The organism is Massilia sp. UYP32 (assembly GCF_050434365.1).
GTDB classification, from domain to species: domain Bacteria; phylum Pseudomonadota; class Gammaproteobacteria; order Burkholderiales; family Burkholderiaceae_D; genus Telluria; species Telluria timonae.
This window is the reverse complement of the sequence record NZ_JBNDIK010000004.1, coordinates 211,719-227,414: the sequence shown is the minus strand read 5'-3', so window position 1 is coordinate 227,414 and position 15,696 is coordinate 211,719. Positions and strand designations below refer to the sequence as shown.

The 15,696-nt window shown below is 64.6% G+C and carries 17 protein-coding genes; 2 read left to right on the top strand and 15 right to left on the bottom strand.

What is annotated here, in order from left to right:
* Positions 1 to 382 precede the first annotated feature (382 nt).
* From ABIB42_RS05030 to flhD, 15 genes are all read right to left on the bottom strand, one after another.
* Positions 383 to 1,597 carry an EAL and HDOD domain-containing protein gene (locus ABIB42_RS05030; RefSeq protein WP_005666676.1) on the bottom strand — a complete coding sequence of 405 codons (1,215 nt, stop codon included), beginning with the start codon at positions 1,595 to 1,597 and terminating at the stop codon, positions 383 to 385.
* Between the two features lie 32 nt (positions 1,598 to 1,629).
* Positions 1,630 to 2,271, bottom strand: a complete 642-nt coding sequence (gene cheZ / locus ABIB42_RS05025; protein WP_005666675.1) for a protein phosphatase CheZ — start codon at positions 2,269 to 2,271, stop codon at positions 1,630 to 1,632.
* 1 nt (position 2,272) lies between these two features.
* Complete coding sequence (gene cheY / locus ABIB42_RS05020) at positions 2,273 to 2,671, bottom strand: chemotaxis response regulator CheY (protein ID WP_005666673.1); 399 nt, start codon at positions 2,669 to 2,671, stop codon at positions 2,273 to 2,275.
* Between the two features lie 141 nt (positions 2,672 to 2,812).
* On the bottom strand, positions 2,813 to 3,877 hold the full coding sequence (locus ABIB42_RS05015) for a protein-glutamate methylesterase/protein-glutamine glutaminase (protein ID WP_005666672.1): 1,065 nt from the start codon (positions 3,875 to 3,877) through the stop codon (positions 2,813 to 2,815).
* Positions 3,878 to 3,900: 23 nt separating this feature from the next.
* Positions 3,901 to 4,500: a chemoreceptor glutamine deamidase CheD gene (gene cheD, locus ABIB42_RS05010; protein ID WP_005666670.1), complete on the bottom strand. Its 600-nt coding sequence runs from the start codon at positions 4,498 to 4,500 to the stop codon at positions 3,901 to 3,903.
* 15 nt (positions 4,501 to 4,515) lie between these two features.
* Positions 4,516 to 5,370, bottom strand: coding sequence for a CheR family methyltransferase (locus ABIB42_RS05005; protein ID WP_005666669.1), 855 nt, complete (start codon positions 5,368 to 5,370; stop codon positions 4,516 to 4,518).
* A gap of 80 nt (positions 5,371 to 5,450) precedes the next feature.
* Complete coding sequence (locus ABIB42_RS05000; RefSeq protein ID WP_005666668.1) at positions 5,451 to 5,954, bottom strand: chemotaxis protein CheW; 504 nt, start codon at positions 5,952 to 5,954, stop codon at positions 5,451 to 5,453.
* 31 nt (positions 5,955 to 5,985) lie between these two features.
* Positions 5,986 to 8,148: a chemotaxis protein CheA gene (gene cheA / locus ABIB42_RS04995; RefSeq protein WP_005666665.1), complete on the bottom strand. Its 2,163-nt coding sequence runs from the start codon at positions 8,146 to 8,148 to the stop codon at positions 5,986 to 5,988.
* Between the two features lie 48 nt (positions 8,149 to 8,196).
* Complete coding sequence (locus ABIB42_RS04990; RefSeq protein ID WP_005666664.1) at positions 8,197 to 8,562, bottom strand: response regulator; 366 nt, start codon at positions 8,560 to 8,562, stop codon at positions 8,197 to 8,199.
* A 68-nt stretch (positions 8,563 to 8,630) separates the two neighbouring features.
* A complete protein-coding gene (locus tag ABIB42_RS04985) occupies positions 8,631 to 9,179 on the bottom strand; it encodes a chemotaxis protein (RefSeq protein WP_429247985.1) in 549 nt (182 codons plus the stop codon).
* Between the two features lie 40 nt (positions 9,180 to 9,219).
* Positions 9,220 to 10,152: a flagellar motor protein MotB gene (gene motB / locus ABIB42_RS04980; RefSeq protein ID WP_005666661.1), complete on the bottom strand. Its 933-nt coding sequence runs from the start codon at positions 10,150 to 10,152 to the stop codon at positions 9,220 to 9,222.
* 52 nt (positions 10,153 to 10,204) lie between these two features.
* Entirely contained in the window at positions 10,205 to 11,059 is an 855-nt protein-coding gene (motA, locus tag ABIB42_RS04975; protein WP_005666659.1) for a flagellar motor stator protein MotA, read from the bottom strand.
* Positions 11,060 to 11,206: 147 nt separating this feature from the next.
* A complete protein-coding gene (locus ABIB42_RS04970) occupies positions 11,207 to 12,013 on the bottom strand; it encodes a class I SAM-dependent methyltransferase (protein WP_429247984.1) in 807 nt (268 codons plus the stop codon).
* Complete coding sequence (gene flhC, locus ABIB42_RS04965) at positions 11,970 to 12,569, bottom strand: flagellar transcriptional regulator FlhC (protein ID WP_429247983.1); 600 nt, start codon at positions 12,567 to 12,569, stop codon at positions 11,970 to 11,972. Before flhC ends, ABIB42_RS04970 begins: the two co-directional genes overlap by 44 nt.
* A 67-nt stretch (positions 12,570 to 12,636) precedes the next feature.
* Entirely contained in the window at positions 12,637 to 12,954 is a 318-nt protein-coding gene (flhD, locus tag ABIB42_RS04960) for a flagellar transcriptional regulator FlhD (protein ID WP_005666655.1), read from the bottom strand.
* A gap of 599 nt (positions 12,955 to 13,553) precedes the next feature.
* Between flhD and kynU the strand changes: the two genes are divergently transcribed.
* Both kynU and kynA read left to right on the top strand, forming a co-directional pair.
* Positions 13,554 to 14,828 (top strand): kynureninase, encoded by a 1,275-nt coding sequence (gene kynU / locus ABIB42_RS04955; RefSeq protein ID WP_273028085.1) that lies wholly within the window; start codon positions 13,554 to 13,556, stop codon positions 14,826 to 14,828.
* Between the two features lie 12 nt (positions 14,829 to 14,840).
* The gene (kynA, locus tag ABIB42_RS04950; RefSeq protein ID WP_184238258.1) at positions 14,841 to 15,689 is read left to right on the top strand and encodes a tryptophan 2,3-dioxygenase; all 849 of its coding nucleotides are present in this window, start codon (positions 14,841 to 14,843) and stop codon (positions 15,687 to 15,689) included.
* Positions 15,690 to 15,696 lie beyond the last annotated feature (7 nt).

Genomic DNA, 15,696 nt, shown 5'->3' with positions numbered 1-15,696 from the left:
GGACTGCTGAATCCAGCAATCAAGTCGTCGAGCATAGCCTTTGCACGGAACAAAGGCCAGCTACGACGAGGAAAATGATCGCACGGAACTAAACATGTAGAAACTGCTTAAAAGCAGATGCAGAGAGTTTTCCACCGAGTAGCCCTGGCCCAGTGAAGAGGGCATGAGGGGGAGGAGCGATGGGTAACTCGCGCCGGGGTCGCGCTGCCTCATCCGTGCCGCCCACGGCGCGGCAATCGACCGCGAAAGCGGCGCGAGCGAGAGCGAGCGTTCTCGCCCCAGCGAGAAACGGCGGGGGGCGCTGGTGGACGACATCCAGCCCCAGCGGCATTCGCCTTCAGTGGGACGCAGCCCGGGGCGACCGGAAGCCCTTGGTCAAACGCTAGTTGTCGACTGCCACGCTCTGCGCCCAGGCCAGCGCCGACAGGTGGGCCTGGTTGACTTCGGAGGGCGTGATCGCGAGCGCATCGGCCAGCGACGCCACCAGGTTCGAGTTGAGCTCGCAGGCCTCGGCCAGCGCCAGGTAGGGCCCATACGGGCCTTCGCGTCGCGTCAGCGCCTGCACTACCCCGTCGGGCAGCTGGATGGTCTCGAGCACCTGCTGCATGCTCAGCCCCAGCAGCCGGTCGAGCAGCGAGAACATGCCGGCCACGAACAGGTTCTCGGCCTCGCCTTTACCCAGGTACTTTTGCCCCAGCAACTCGGCCAGGCGGCCGCGCACCACGGCGGTTTCCATCAGCACCGGCGAATAGCCGCTCGAGCTGGCCGTGGCCAGCAGCAGCACCAGCCAGCGGTACAGCGGCGCATAACCCAGCAGGGAAATCGCCTGGCGCAGCGACTGCACTTCGCGCCCGGCGCCGAAGCCCGCGGTATTGATGTAGCGCAGCAGCTTGTAGGTCAGGGCCGGGTCGCGTTTCAGCACGCTTTCGAGCTTGGGCACGTCCTCGTTATTCTGGACCAGCTGCATCAGCTGCAGGATCACGTTCTGGGTCGGGTTCATGCCCTTGACCGGATTGCCCGGCCGCGGCGTCAGGTGCAGCTTGCCCACGAAGGCGTCGAGCCCGAGCGCGGCGCAGGCGTCGAAGTCGGCCCAGGTGCCGACCGGCCGCCCCACCATGCGCAGCGACGAATGCTTGGCGGCGGCGTAGGTGCGCGCCTGGTCGGCGACATTGGAACCGGTGAAGCGCACCTCGAGGTAGGACGCATACGGCGCCAGGTTGCGCCCCAGCAGGTTGATGTCGCAGCCGCGGATCGCCACCCCGACGCCGCCCGCGCGCACGGCTTGCACGGCGGAGCGCACATCCTGGTCGGTCAGCTGGCGGATATCGAAGGCGAGCACGGTGCGTTCCGGCGGCAGCGCGTGCAGCGCGTCGGTCGACAGCATGGCCGGCACGGCATCCAGGAACAGGATCTTGTCGCGCAACAGCCAGCCATGTTCCTGGTGGTTGACGTGTTCTGCCACGAAACCGACCAGCCCTTCCAGGTCATGGTCGGTGGGAATGCGTCCGTCGTGCTGCTGCCACGACAGCTCATAGCCGAGAACGCGCTGCTTTGGATCGAGCAGCGGTTCGCGGACGATGAAGTTGGTGCGATGCATGAAGACGCCGTAAGTGAATGCGCGGCGCCGGTTCAGAACCCGAGGCTGTCGAGCAGATCGTCGACCTGCCCCTGGTTGGCCACGACTTCGGTGCCGGTCGGCTTGATCTGCGGCCCGTTCAGCAGGCCGTTGTCCAGCTCGCGCTTGATCTCGCTCGGCGCGAAATCGATCAGCACCTGCACCAGTTGCTTCTCGAGGTTTTGCGCGATGCCGGTGATGCGGCCGATCACCTGGCCGGTCAGGTCCTGGAAATCCTGGGCCATCATGATGTTCATCAGCTCGCCGCGTGTGGCGACCGCGCCGGCCGCCGACTCGTTCAGGCTGGCGATCGTGCGCTGGGCCATCGCGCGCCATTCGGCCTCGCTGGCGCCCTTGTCGAGCAGCGCCTGCCAGCCGTCCGACAACTCGGCCGCGCGGGTCTCGATGGCGTCCTGCAGGGGGCCGGCCGCGTCGGTCGCGTCCAGCACCTTCTTGGCCGCCTGTTCCGACAGGCGCGCCACGTAGTCCAGGCGGTCGCGCGCATCGGGGATGTCGCTCGCCGCCTTCTCGATCAGCTTGTCCAGTCCGAGCCCGCGCAGGCTTTCATGCAGCGCGCGGGTCATGTGGCCGATCCGGCTCAGCACCTCTTCGTTCGAGGCGGCCCCGGCGTCGAGCGCCGAGTTCATCTCACCCATCTCAGGCTCCGGCTTTGTCCAGTTTCTCGAAGATCTTGTTCAGCTTCTCGTCGAGGGTCGCGGCCGTGAACGGCTTGACCACGTAGCCGCTGGCGCCGGCCTGGGCGGCGGCGATGATGTTCTCCTTCTTCGCTTCCGCGGTCACCATCAGCACCGGCAGCTTGGCCAGCGCGGGATCGGCACGGATGTTCTGCAGCATGGTCAGGCCGTCCATATTCGGCATGTTCCAGTCCGACACCACGAAGTCGAACGATTCGCTGCGCAGCTTGGCCAGCGCCATCACGCCGTCTTCTGCCTCGTCGACGTTGGCATAACCCAGTTCTTTCAACAGATTCCGGACGATGCGGCGCATCGTCGAGAAATCGTCAACAACCAGGAAACGCATCTTTGGATCAGCCATGAATAACTCCGTTTGAATCTTATACTGTGGTTTGTTGGGTGAGCTGCCCTGGTGGGCTCGATAACAGGCTCAAGAATAGCATTTTTGTTGCCTTACGGCGATAAAATAGCCCCTAAAGCCTGTCACCAGTTCTAATTCGGATCAAACACGCAACGCCCGGCCGCCCTGCGCCGCCAGATGGTCGAGCACCATGCGCGGCAAGGCCGGCAAGGGGCCGACGTCGTGGGCGGCGCCCAGCGCGATCGCTTCGCGCGGCATGCCGAACACGACGCAGCTGGCTTCGTCCTGGGCGAAGTTGTGGGCCCCGGCCTGGCGCATCTCGAGCATGCCGGCCGCGCCGTCCTTGCCCATGCCGGTCAGGATAACACCAACGGCGTTTTTACCGGCCGCCTGCGCGGCGGAGCGGAACAGCACGTCGACCGAGGGACGGTGGCGGTTGACCGGCGGCGACTGTTCGATGCGGGTCATGTAGTTGGCGCCGGAGCGGGTCAGCAGCAGGTGCGAGTGGCCCGGCGCGATGTAGGCGTGGCCGGGCAGCACCCGCTCGTTGCCGGCGGACTCGACCACACTGATCCTGCACAGCGAGTCGAGGCGCTTGGCGAAGGAACTCGTGAAACCCTCCGGCATGTGCTGGGCGATCAGGATGCCCGGGCAGTCGGACGGCATCTGCATCAGGAATTCGCGGATCGCTTCGGTGCCGCCGGTCGAGGCGCCGATGATGATCAGTTTTTCGGAAGAAATCAGGGGACTCCTCAGGGCCGACAGCGGCGCGCTGGGCACCGAGGGCGTGCGCGAACGCGGCGCGATGCGAGCGCGCGCGGCGGCGCGGATCTTGTCGGCGATCATGTCGGCATACTCGCGCATGCCGGTCTGGATCGAGATCTTGGGCTTGGTCACGAAATCGACCGCGCCCAGCTCGAGCGCGCGCATCGTGATTTCCGAGCCGCGCTCGGTCAGCGACGACACCATCAGCACCGGCATCGGCCGCAGGCGCATCAGCTTTTCCAGGAAGTCGAGGCCGTCCATCTTGGGCATCTCGACGTCCAGGGTGAGCACGTCGGGGTTATGCTTTTTGATCAACTCGCGCGCGACCAGCGGATCGGGCGCGGTGGCGACCACTTCGAGGTCGGGCTGGGAATTGACGATCTCGCTCATCACGCTGCGGATCAGCGCCGAGTCGTCGACGATCAGCACCTTGGTCTTCATGCTTATTCCTTTCAACTAACAGGTCAGAACAGGTCGATGGCGCCGCCGACGGGTTCGACCTTGAGTCGCTTGGCGTAGTCGAGTTCGCGCTTGGCCAGCGTGTCGTTCTGGGTTTGCATCAGTTTCTTGACCAGCACCTTGCCCGTGCGCGGGAAGAAGAACACCTTGCGCGGGTAGATGTCGTTCAGGTCTTCGGCCAGCACCGGGATGCGTTCGGTCTTCAGGAACTGCATCACGAAGGCGGCGTTGCGCTCGCCGACGTTCATCGCCGTGAAGCCGCGCAGCACGGCGCCGCCGCCGAATACCTTCGCTTCAAGGTGTTCGCGGCGGGCGCCGGCCTTGAGCAGGTCATTGATCAGGATCTCCATCGCGAACGAGCCGTAGCGCATCGAGGCCGAGACCGGGTTGCTGCCGGCGTCCGCCCCCCCATCGGGCAGCATGAAGTGGTTCATGCCGCCCAGGCCGGTCAGGCGGTCGCGGATGCAGGCCGAGACGCATGAGCCGAGCACGGTGGCGATCAGCATGTCCTTGCCGGTATAAAAATACTCGCCCGGCAGGATCTTGGCCGCATCGACGTTGAAGGTGCGGTCGTGATAGAGATTGGTGGCGAACTGGCTGTTCATGGTCGTCCCACGCCTTCAGGCACTGCGTCCATCGAGTTCATACACCGTCTTGCCGCGCAGGCGCAGCGCGTCCGACACGTACAGGAAGTTCTCGGAGTGGCCCGCGAACAGCAGCGCATGCGGCTTCATCAGCGGCACGAAGCGGCCCAGGATCTTGCGCTGGGTCGGCTTGTCGAAATAAATCATCACGTTGCGGCAAAAGATGGCGTCGAACTGTCCTTCCAGCGGCCAGCCGTCGGCCAGCAGATTGAGCTGCTTGAAGGTGACCAGGTTGCGCAGCTCGGGGCGCACGCGCGCCATGCCCTCGTGGGCGCCCTTCCCCTTCAGGAAGAAGCGGCGCAGGCGCTCCGGCGACATCTTGTCGAGCCGCTCCATCGGGTACACGCCGTTCGAGGCGGTCGACAGCACATTGGTGTCGATGTCGGTGGCGACGATGTGCACCGGCGGCGTGAGCGTGTTGAAGGCCTCGCAGGCCGTCATCGCGATCGAATACGGCTCTTCGCCGGTGGACGCTGCCGAGCACCAGATCGTGAGCGGCCGCGTGTCCTTCTTGCGCACCGCGACCAGGTGCTCGAGCAGGAGCGGAAAGTGATGCGCCTCGCGGAAGAACGAGGTCAGGTTGGTGGTCAGCGCATTGGTGAACGATTCCCACTCGCGGTCCATGCGGCCCGCTTCCAGGTCGTCCAGATAGGTGGCGAACGACTGGATGCCGGTCGCGCGCAGGCGCCGCGCCAGGCGGCTGTAGACCATTTCCTGCTTGCTGTCGGCCAGCGAAATGCCCGCGCGCTGGTGAATCAGCGCACGCACCCGTTCGAAGTCACGGCGGGTGAAATCGAATTCCTTGACCGTCTCTGTTTTCTGCTGCGGCACGTTTGTTGCCTTATGAATGCTGGTTGGTCCGCGCCGTCATGGCGCGGTCCGGATGGTTGGTGCTGCGTGCCGCCGCGAAATCAGGCGGCCAGCTTGTCGATCAGGCCCATTTCGCCCGAGGACATCAGCTTGTCGATGTCGACCAGGATCAGCATGCGCTCGTCGACCGTGCCCAGGCCGATCATGTAGTCGGAGTTGAAGGCGGTGCCCATCTCCGGCGCCGGCTTGATCTGGTCGGCGGTCAACGTGGTCACGTCGGACACGCTGTCGACCACCATGCCCATGATGCGGCCACCGATGTTCAGGATGATCACGACGGTGAACTGGTCGTATACCGGGGTGCCCAGGTTGAACTTGATGCGCATGTCGACCACCGGGATGATGATGCCGCGCAGGTTGATCACGCCCTTGATGAATTCGGGCGCGTTGGCGATGCGGGTCACCGCTTCGTAGCCGCGGATTTCCTGCACTTTCAGGATGTCGATGCCGTATTCTTCCGAGCCGAGGGTAAAAGCCAGGAATTCGTTGCCGGCGCCGTCGTTCGCGGTCCCGTCAGCCGAGGTGGTGTTTGCCAGGTTGGACATGGGTTTCCTCTTTTGTTAATGATGTAGAAATTTATAGAACGACGGGGTCGTCGGCCAGCTGACGCGACGAGCGCACCAGCGCCGCCACGTCGAGGATCAGGGCGACGCCGCCGTCGCCCATGATGGTTGCGCCGGAGATCCCGGCCACTTTGCGGTAATTCGCTTCCAGGTTCTTGACCACCACCTGCTGCTGGCCCACCAGCTCGTCCACGAACAGCGCCGCCTTCTTGCCCTCGGTCTCGAGGATGACGACGATGCCGTCGCTCGGCTCGCGGTGGCGCGGCTCGATGTCGAACATCTGGTACAGCGGAATCAGGGGCAGGTATTCGCCGCGTACCTTCAATACGCGCCCGCGCCCTGCGATGTCGCGCACGTCTTCGGGCGCCGGCTGCAGCGACTCGACCACGAAGGACAGCGGCAGGATATAGATCTCGTCGCCGCTCCTGATCGACATGCCGTCCAGGATCGCCAGGGTCAGGGGCAGCGAGATCGAGATCGTGGTGCCGAAACCGGCCGCCGAACGGATGTCGACCGTGCCGCCCATGGCGGTGATGTTGCGCTTGACGACGTCCATGCCGACCCCGCGGCCGGAGACGTCGGTGACCACTTCGGCGGTCGAGAAGCCGGGCGCGAAGATCAGCTGCCAGACTTCCGAGTCCGTCATGTTATCGGACACCGCCAGGCCGTTCGAGGCCGCCTTGGCCAGGATCTTCTCGCGATTCAGGCCGCCGCCGTCGTCCGCGACTTCGATCACGATGTGGCCGCCCTGGTGGCCGGCCGACAGGAACAGGCGCCCCGCTTCCGATTTGCCGGCGGCGACGCGCGCGGCCGGCATCTCGACGCCGTGGTCGATCGAGTTGCGCACCAGGTGCGTCAGCGGATCGACGATGCGTTCGATCAGGCCCTTGTCCAGTTCAGTGGCGGCGCCGTGGGTGATGAAGTCGACCTTCTTGCCGAGTTTGCCGGCCAGGTCACGCACCATGCGCGGGAAGCGCGAGAACACGAAGTCCATCGGCATCATGCGGATCGACATCACGGCCTCTTGCAGCTCGCGCGTGTTGCGCCCCAGCTGGCTCACCGACGACAGCAGGCGCTCGTGCAGGATCGGGTCGAGCACATTGCTGCGCTGCTCGAGCATGGCGTTGGTGATCACCAGTTCGCCGATCAGGTTGATCAGCTGGTCGACCTTCTCCACCGAGACCCGGATCGAGGACGACTCGTTCTTATCGTCCTTCTTCGCGGCCTTTTTCTCGGCGCTCAGTTCGGCCAGGTGCTCGACCATGTTTTGCGCCTGGGCCGAGATGCTGGCGGCCACGGGTTCCGGCGGGGCGGCAACGATGCCGGCCGCGGCGCGGATCTGCTCGATCGGCTGGAAGAAGCCATAACCGAGATCGTCTTCCGACAGCTCGCCGCCGGCCGGGCTGATATCGTCGTCGGGACCGAAGAAACCGTAGCCCTGCGCATCCTCGATGCGCTTGCGCTCGGCCGCCTCGATCGCGCGCTGTTCCGGCGTGAGCGCCGGCGCCTCGAAGATCTTCAGGTCGTCCGGGTCGAGCACGAAGGAGCAGATCGCGATGATGTCGTCCAGGCTCTCGTGGGTGGTGATGATCAATGCCGTGCGCCCGCCCTCGAGCGGCGCCACCGAGACGCGGCCCATCAGGCCCAGTTCGTCGACCAGGGCGTTGATGTCGCGCTGGGCCACCTGCGGCAGTTCGATCTTGTAGCGGTGCGCGCCTTCGATCTGGTGCTCGGTGCGCGGCTGGGCCGTCAGGTAGGACGGCGCCACCACCGGCGCGGCCGGCACCAGGCCCTCGGCCAGGTCGTGCAGGGCCATGCGCACGTTGGCGATGGCCTCGTTGTCGACGTGCGCGCCGTGGCGGTGTCCGTCGAGCTGCATCTTGAGCCCGTCCTTGGCCGCCAGGAAGGCGTCCACGTGGTTCGAGGTCAGCGCCATCTCGCCCTTGCGGATGCGGTCCAGCAGCGACTCCAGCACGTGGGTCACGTCGCACATGTCGGTCAGGCCGAAGGTCGATGCGCCGCCCTTGACCGAGTGGGCGGTGCGGAAGATCGCGTTCAGGTCTTCCGCATCGGGCGCGGCGACGTCGACGCCCAGCAGCAGGCGTTCCATTTCGGCGAGCAGTTCTTCTGCCTCGTCGAAAAAGACCTGGTAAAACTGGCTGATGTCGATGGTCATGATGCCGTCCGCTCGAGTGAAAGCATGGTCAGGGCGTCGCGCATGGCGTCAGCCGATCACTTTTTTGACCACCTCGATCAGGCGCTGCGGATCGAAGGGCTTGACCAGCCAGCCGTTGGCGCCGGCGGCGCGGCCCTTGTTCTTCATCTCGTCCGACGATTCGGTGGTCAGCATCAGGATCGGCGTCTTGGCGTAACCCGGCAGGGTGCGCAAGGTTTTAATCAGCTGCAGGCCGTCCATCTTCGGCATGTTCTGGTCGGTCAGCACCAGGTCGACGTTCTGCAGCTTCGCCTTGTCCAGGCCATCCTGGCCGTCCACCGCTTCCACCACGTTGTAGCCAGCCGCCTTCAGGCTGAAGGCCACCATCTGGCGCAGCGAACTGGAATCGTCGACCGCGAGAATCGTTTTTGCCATTTTATGCTCCTGCTATTTTGTATCCGGCTTCACGCCGGTTGAATTATTCGTTAATACGCCGACAGCGCTCAGAACAGCTCGACGTCGCCGCTTTCCAGGTGCTTCTGCTCGACCGAGCGGCGCAGCATGCTGCGCAGTTCGAGCGACTGGATCGCCAGCGCCATGCTGACCTTGCCGAGCCGGTCGACGATCTCGTCGCTGTCGGTCTCGGGCGCGATGTCGGCGCCATGCGCGCTGAGCGTGCCCAAAAAGTCGCGCAGCCCCGCCACGCGCCGCAGTGTACGTTCAATCAGTTGCGCCGTCATGTCCTGGAACTGCATGCTGGTGATCGCCGTGTTCACGTGCGCGCCCACCTCGGACGACATCGACGACAGCAAAATCCGGTCTTCCGGCGTCGGCGCACCGCCCTCCAGCAGCCGCTCGATCGCTTCCTGGCGCGCGCCGACCGCCGTATGCACCGCCATGAAGCTGGCGGTCAGCTTGTCGATCGCTTCTTCCAGCAGCAGCTCGGTCTGCAGCAGGTCGGTCTCGACCTCGGTCAGGTGGCGCCGCCCGTGCATGGACACGCCCGACAGCAGGCGCTTCACATGCGAACCCAATATTTTTTTTCTTGTCATTTCACTCTCTCCAGTGCCGCCCTGGCCTGCTGTTTCACTGTTACTTCTTCACCGCTTCCAGCGTGGCGGTGGCCGCCGCCTCGGCGTCCTCCGCCGGCACGTCCAGCGTCGCCGCGTCGCGCCGCACCGCGTCTTCGGTGCGCTTGTTCATGACGATGATGCTGATGCGGCGATTGACCGGGTTGAACGGGTCCTTCGCATCGAGGTGGGCGGCCGAGGCCAGGCCCACCACGCGCAGCACCTTGTCGTCCTGCAGGCCGCCCAGCACCATCTCGCGGCGCGAGGCGTTGGCGCGGTCGGCCGACAGTTCCCAGTTGCTGTAGCCGGCATCGCTGTAGTACGGCGTCGAATCGGTATGGCCCGAGATCCCGATCTTGTTCGGCACTTCGTTCAGCACCATGCCGATGATGTGCAGGATTTCCTTGGTATATGGCTGCAGCTCGGCCTTGGCCAGCGCGAACATCGGACGGTTCTTCTCGTCCACGATCTGGATGCGCAGGCCTTCGCTGGTGATGTCGAGCAGCAGCTGGTTCTGGTACTTCTTGAGCATCGGGTTGACCTCGATGGCCGACTCGATGCGCGCCTTCAGCATTTGCAGTCGCTGTCCTTCTTCACGCGCCAGCGCGGCCTTGGCCGCCTGCAGGTCGTAGGTCTTCTTCTCGGGCACCGAATCGCCGCGCTTGACCTGGCCCGCGGTACGGGTCAGGTCTTCGCCGCCGCCCTTGATCACCGACGACGAGTCGCCCGAACCGGAGCCGCCCGCCATCGCCACCTTCAGCGGCGTCTTGAAGTATTCGGCGATGCCGACCAGGTCGCCCTTGGCGGTCGAGCCCAACAGCCACATGAGCAGGAAGAACGCCATCATCGCGGTCACGAAGTCGGCGTAGGCGATCTTCCAGGCGCCGCCGTGGTGGCCGCCGGCCACCTTCTTGATGCGCTTGACGACGATGGGCCGCGCGTTGTCGTCAGCCATGCGCGCCTCCCTTCATGCAGCCGGAGATGAAATCGAATGCGGTCATCGCGGCTTACTTCTTCTTCTTGATGTGCTCTTCGAGCTCGGCGAAGGTCGGGCGCTCGGTCGAGTACAGCACCTTGCGGCCGAATTCGACGGCCAGGGCCGGGGCATAGCCGTTCAGGCTCGCCAGCAGCGTGACCTTCACGCACTGGAACATCTTGGTCGATTCCTCGAGCTTCTGTTCCAGCACGCTCGCCAGCGGGGTGACGAAGGCGTAGGCCAGCAGGATGCCCAGGAAGGTGCCGACCAGCGCCTTCGCGATCAGGATGCCCAGCTCGGCCGGCGGCAGGCCAACCGATTCCATGGTGTGGACCACGCCCATCACCGCCGCCACGATGCCGAAGGCCGGCAGGCCGTCGCCGACCTTGGCGATCACGTGGGCCGGCACGGCGCCTTCGTGGTGGTGGGTCTCGATCTCGTTGTCCATCAGGTTTTCGATCTGCATCGCGTCCATGTTCCCCGACACCATCAGGCGCAGGTAATCGGTCATGAATTCGATGATGTGATGGTCGGCCAGCACCGCCGGATACTTGGAGAACAGCGGCGACGATTCAGGCGCCTCGATGTCGCCCTCGATCGACATCAGGCCTTCCTTGCGCACTTTCGACAGCACGTCGAATTGCAGGGCCATCAGCTCCATATACATGTCTTTGGTGAACTTCGAGCCCTTGAAGACACTCGGCAAGGCCTTCATGGTGGCCTTGATCGACTTGCCGTTGTTACCGACAAAGAAGGCGCCAAAGGCGGCGCCGCCGATCATCAACAGCTCGATCGGCTGCCACAGCGAAGCCAGGTGGCCGCCGGCGAGCGCAAACCCGCCGAACACGCAGGCGCAGACGATGATGTAACCAACAATCACTAACAAGGGATTTTGCTCCAGAAAAGCCTGTTCCGACCTCGTCCTGAGGACCCGAAACCGGTAATTTCAGAAAAAGTTTATTCAGGGAACTACTCTAGCTGGAGAATGGTCCACGGGCAAGTAAAACCACCCCGAATACTCACCATTTGTCGCCTAAAAGTCCCACATGTACAGCGCCGGCCCGTCTGTGGCCGGATGGATAACGCGGCTCGGCGGCCGGTCTTCGATGACGAATTCGTAACTGAAAAGCGTCGACCCGGGCCGCATCTCGCGCGCGGCCTTGCGCCACAGCGCGCTCATCGCGGCCGGCGACAGATAGGCGAACACCGCGTCGTAGTCGCCGAGGTCGAGTCGTTCGTAGTCGCCGCGGATGAAGCGCGCGCGGCTACGGGTGGCCAGCGCGCGCAGGTGGCTGGCCAGCCAGGGCAGCGGCGCCAGTTCGATGCCCTCGAAGCGCGACTCCGGCCGGCGCCGCTGCAAGTCGAGCACCAGGCCGCCGATGCCGCTGCCGATGTCGATCACGCGCACCGGCCGGTCTTGCGGCAGCGCGGCCGCGACCGCCGCCCACACCTTGCGTCCGGACGGGTAATACGGCACTTGCGTGCGATAAGTCGACCAGTACAGCAATAACAGGAACAGGAAGACGGCGAGAAAGGCGGCCGGCGGAAGTTCGAGCGCGCTGGCGCCCGGCAACGCCAGCGGAAAGCCGAACTGGATCGCGCGCCACCAGCTGGCCAGGCCGCGCCACCAGGACAGCAGCGCGGCCAGCACGCCCTGCACCAGGACGACGTGCCAATACGACAACATCAAGCCGCTGCTGGCGAGCAGGTAGACGATGGCGAGCGTGAGTGGAAAGGCGGCGACCTGGATCAGGAGCGCCCGGACCGCCGGATAGCGCAACAGACGCGGCGCCAAGTCAGGCGCTGTCCCGGCCGGCGGAATCCTCGTCGTCGGCCGCATCGGCGACGGCGCGCTCGGCCGCCTCGCGGGCATCCTTGGCCTTGCGGGTCTTGCCGGCGCGCGAAGGCATGTGGCACAGGCCGCACAGGTAGTCGGCGTTCAGGTCGAGGGCATTGACGATGAACTTGCCCTGGCAGCGGCTGCACGGGGCCAGCAGCAGCATGCCGCTCTGGAAGAAACGCACCAGGGTCCAGGCGCGCGTGAGCGACAGCAGCGGCTCTTCGCCCGGCGCCGGCGGCATCTGTTCGAGGTAGAGTTGATAGGCCTTCATGACGGCCTGGATGCCGGAGGCGCCGGCATGCCCCACCAGGAACTGGTGGATGTTCATGAACAACGAGGAGTGGATGTTCGGTTGCCAGGTCAGGAACCAGTCGGTGGAGAACGGGAGCATGCCCTTGGGTGGAGAGACACCCTTGAGCTCCTTGTACAGCTTGAGCAAGCGTTCGCGCGACAGCGAGACCTCGGTCTCCAGCAACTGCAGGCGTGCGCCCAGGTTGATCAGTTCGATCGCGAGCTGGATTTCCTGCGCTTCGGATACGACGCTTTTTTTGCTCATGGTTTGTTGCTCATCCGCTGCTCCCAGCCTGTTCGGTGCGGCCCCACCAAGTGGCCGCTGGCAGGGATTATACGATCTCTTCGACCGGCTGGCCCGCCATCAGGATGGCTGCGTGCGATTGCGCCAGGCTGCGTTCCTTGGTGTGGCTGGTCAGCATGCCCAGGATCGCGGTGTCGTCGAAGCGGAAACGGGCCAGCATCATGTTGCCGCCGGCGAGCTTCAGGATCTGGGCATTGCTCATGCCTTCGATCAGGTCGGCGATCTCGGCCGACACGCCCAGGCGGAAGATGGCGGTGACTTTGTCGGCACGAATCATCTGCTGGGCCAGCATCAGGTAGCTCAGGTTTGCGTCGCGAATCTCAGCCATCATGTCGTTCATCGTCATCTTCTCTCTCCGTTGGTTGTTTCGGCGCTGTTTGTGTTGCCGACGAGATAGATTCTGACTGTGGGGAAACTTTTCAGGAATTGGACAAAACCTGTATTTTGGGTAGGCGAACGACGAGATGGAGCCGTAGGAGTTTGTCTGACAAACGCCTCTGGCTCCCTATGAAAACCCATGAAAAAACCGGGCTGAAATGGCGCCGGGAAGCGCCTTGATCTGGGTCTACGTCAGACGTCGTCTGTCGCAGAATCACTACAGGTTTTACTGAATTTACCGCTGGAAACTCAGAATTTTCAGCTTTGTCGTGGCTGCGAGTGTCGCTTTTATGCACTCCACTCATCCATTAACGGCAGCCCGACGACGGACTTTAGGGCTGTTTGAAAATATTTTTTACTATTTTTTCGACGCCTTGCCGCCCTTCTGACTCGTTATCGGACAGCTCATCAGGAACTTTAGGGTTGGCTGCAAAAAAATTTCAAAATTTTTTCGTCAAGACATTTAATGTCGCAACGGCAACATCCAGCTGTCGACGGGCGCGGGAACTTGCTACACTGCCGACCTGCGCGCATTCTTGAAGCGTCAACTATTCATATGGGACCGGCATGACCGCACCAATCCTCACCCGCGCCGATTGCCTGGCGCGCGACGCGCTCGACCCGCTGGCCGGGTTGCGCACCCGCTTCGACCTGCCCGACGGGGTCATCTACCTGGACGGCAACTCGCTCGGCGCCCGCCCCCGCGCCGCCCTGAGCCGCGCCCAGGACGTGGTGGCGCGCGAATGGGGAAGCGACCTGATCAAGAGCTGGAACACGGCCGGCTGGTTCGACATGCCGAAACGCCTGGGCGATCGCCTGGCCCCGCTGATCGGCGCCGGACCCGGCGAAGTGGCCGTCACCGACACCACCTCGCTCAACCTGTTCAAGGCGCTGGCTGCGGCGCTGCGCATCCAGTCCCAAGGCGCCAGCGCGGCCCGCCGCGGTGACGACCGCCGCACCATCGTCACCGAACGCAGCAACTTCCCAACCGATATCTATATGGCCGAGGGCCTGAGCCGCTGGCTGGAACGCGGCTACCGGGTGCGCCTGGTGGACAGCGTGGACGAGATTCCGGCCGCGCTCGACCACGATGCCGCGGTGCTGATGCTCACCCACGTCAACTACCGCACCGGCTACCAGCACGACATGGCCACGCTGACCGGCCTGGCGCACGAGGCCGGGGCGCTGGCGGTCTGGGACCTGGCCCACTCGGCCGGCGCGGTGCCGGTCGACCTGCGCGCCGCCGACGCCGACTTCGCCGTCGGCTGCACCTATAAATACCTGAACGGCGGACCGGGCGCCCCGGCCTTCATCTGGGTGCCGCAAAGACACCAGGCGGGGTTCGACCACCCGCTGTCGGGCTGGTGGGGCCATGCCAGCCCGTTCGCGATGGCGCCCGCCTTCGCCCCGGTGGCCGGCATCGGGCGCGCGCTGTGCGGCACGCAACCCATCGTCTCGCTGGCGCTGGTCGAGTGCGGCCTCGAGATCTTCGAGGCGACCGACATGGCGGCGGTGCGCGCCAAGTCGCTGGCCTTGACCGACCTGTTCATCGGCCTGGTCGAACGCCGCTGCGCCGGCCATCCGCTGGGCCTGGTGACGCCGCGCGAACACGCGCGCCGCGGCAGCCAGGTGAGCTTCACCCACCCGCACGGCTATGCGGTGATGGCGGCCCTGATCGCGCGCGGCGTGATCGGCGACTACCGCGAGCCCGAGATCATGCGCTTCGGCTTCACGCCGCTATATACGAGTTACGCGGACGTCTGGGATGCGGTCGAGATCCTGAAGGACATCCTGGACCGCAACGACTACGACGTGGCCGCCGCGCGCGGCGCCGTCACCTGACAAGGCGCCGACATGAACAAGGAACAGAACGAGGGCCAGCCGGCCGAATGGCATGGCGCCAAGATGGACTTCCGCGAAGCCATGAGCTACGGCGACTACCTGGGCCTGGACCAGATCCTGAACGCCCAGCATCCGCGATCGCCGAATCACAACGAGCTGCTGTTCATCATCCAGCACCAGACCAGCGAACTGTGGATCAAGCTGATGCTGCACGAGCTGCAGGCGGTGCGGCGCCACATCCGCGAAGGCAACCTGCCGCCCGCCTTCAAGATGCTGGCGCGGGTGGCGCGCATCATGGACCAGCTGGTGCACGCATGGGACGTGCTGGCCACCATGACCCCGCCCGAATACACGGCAATCCGCCCCTACCTGGGCGCCTCGTCGGGCTTCCAGTCGTTCCAGTACCGCGAACTGGAATTCATCCTCGGGAACAAGAACCCGGCCCTGCTGGCGGTGCACGAGAAGGCCCCTGACGCGCATGCCATCCTTGCGCGCGAACTGGCCCTGCCCTCGATCTACGACGAGGCGGTGATGCTGCTGGCGCGCAGCGGTTTCGCCATCGACCCGGCGCGGCTCGACGCCGACTGGACCGGGCCGACCCGCGCCGACGACTCGGTCAAGGCGGCCTGGCTGCAGGTGTATGGCGACACCTCCCGTCACTGGGCGCTGTACGAGCTGGCCGAAAAGCTGGTCGACCTGGAGACGGCGTTCCGCTTCTGGCGCTTCCGCCACGTCAGCACGGTCGAGCGCATCATCGGCTTCAAGACCGGGACCGGCGGCACCGCCGGCGTGAGCTACCTGCGCAAGATGCTGGACGTGGTGCTGTTCCCGGAACTGTTCGCGCTGCGCACCGAGCTCTGACTGCCGG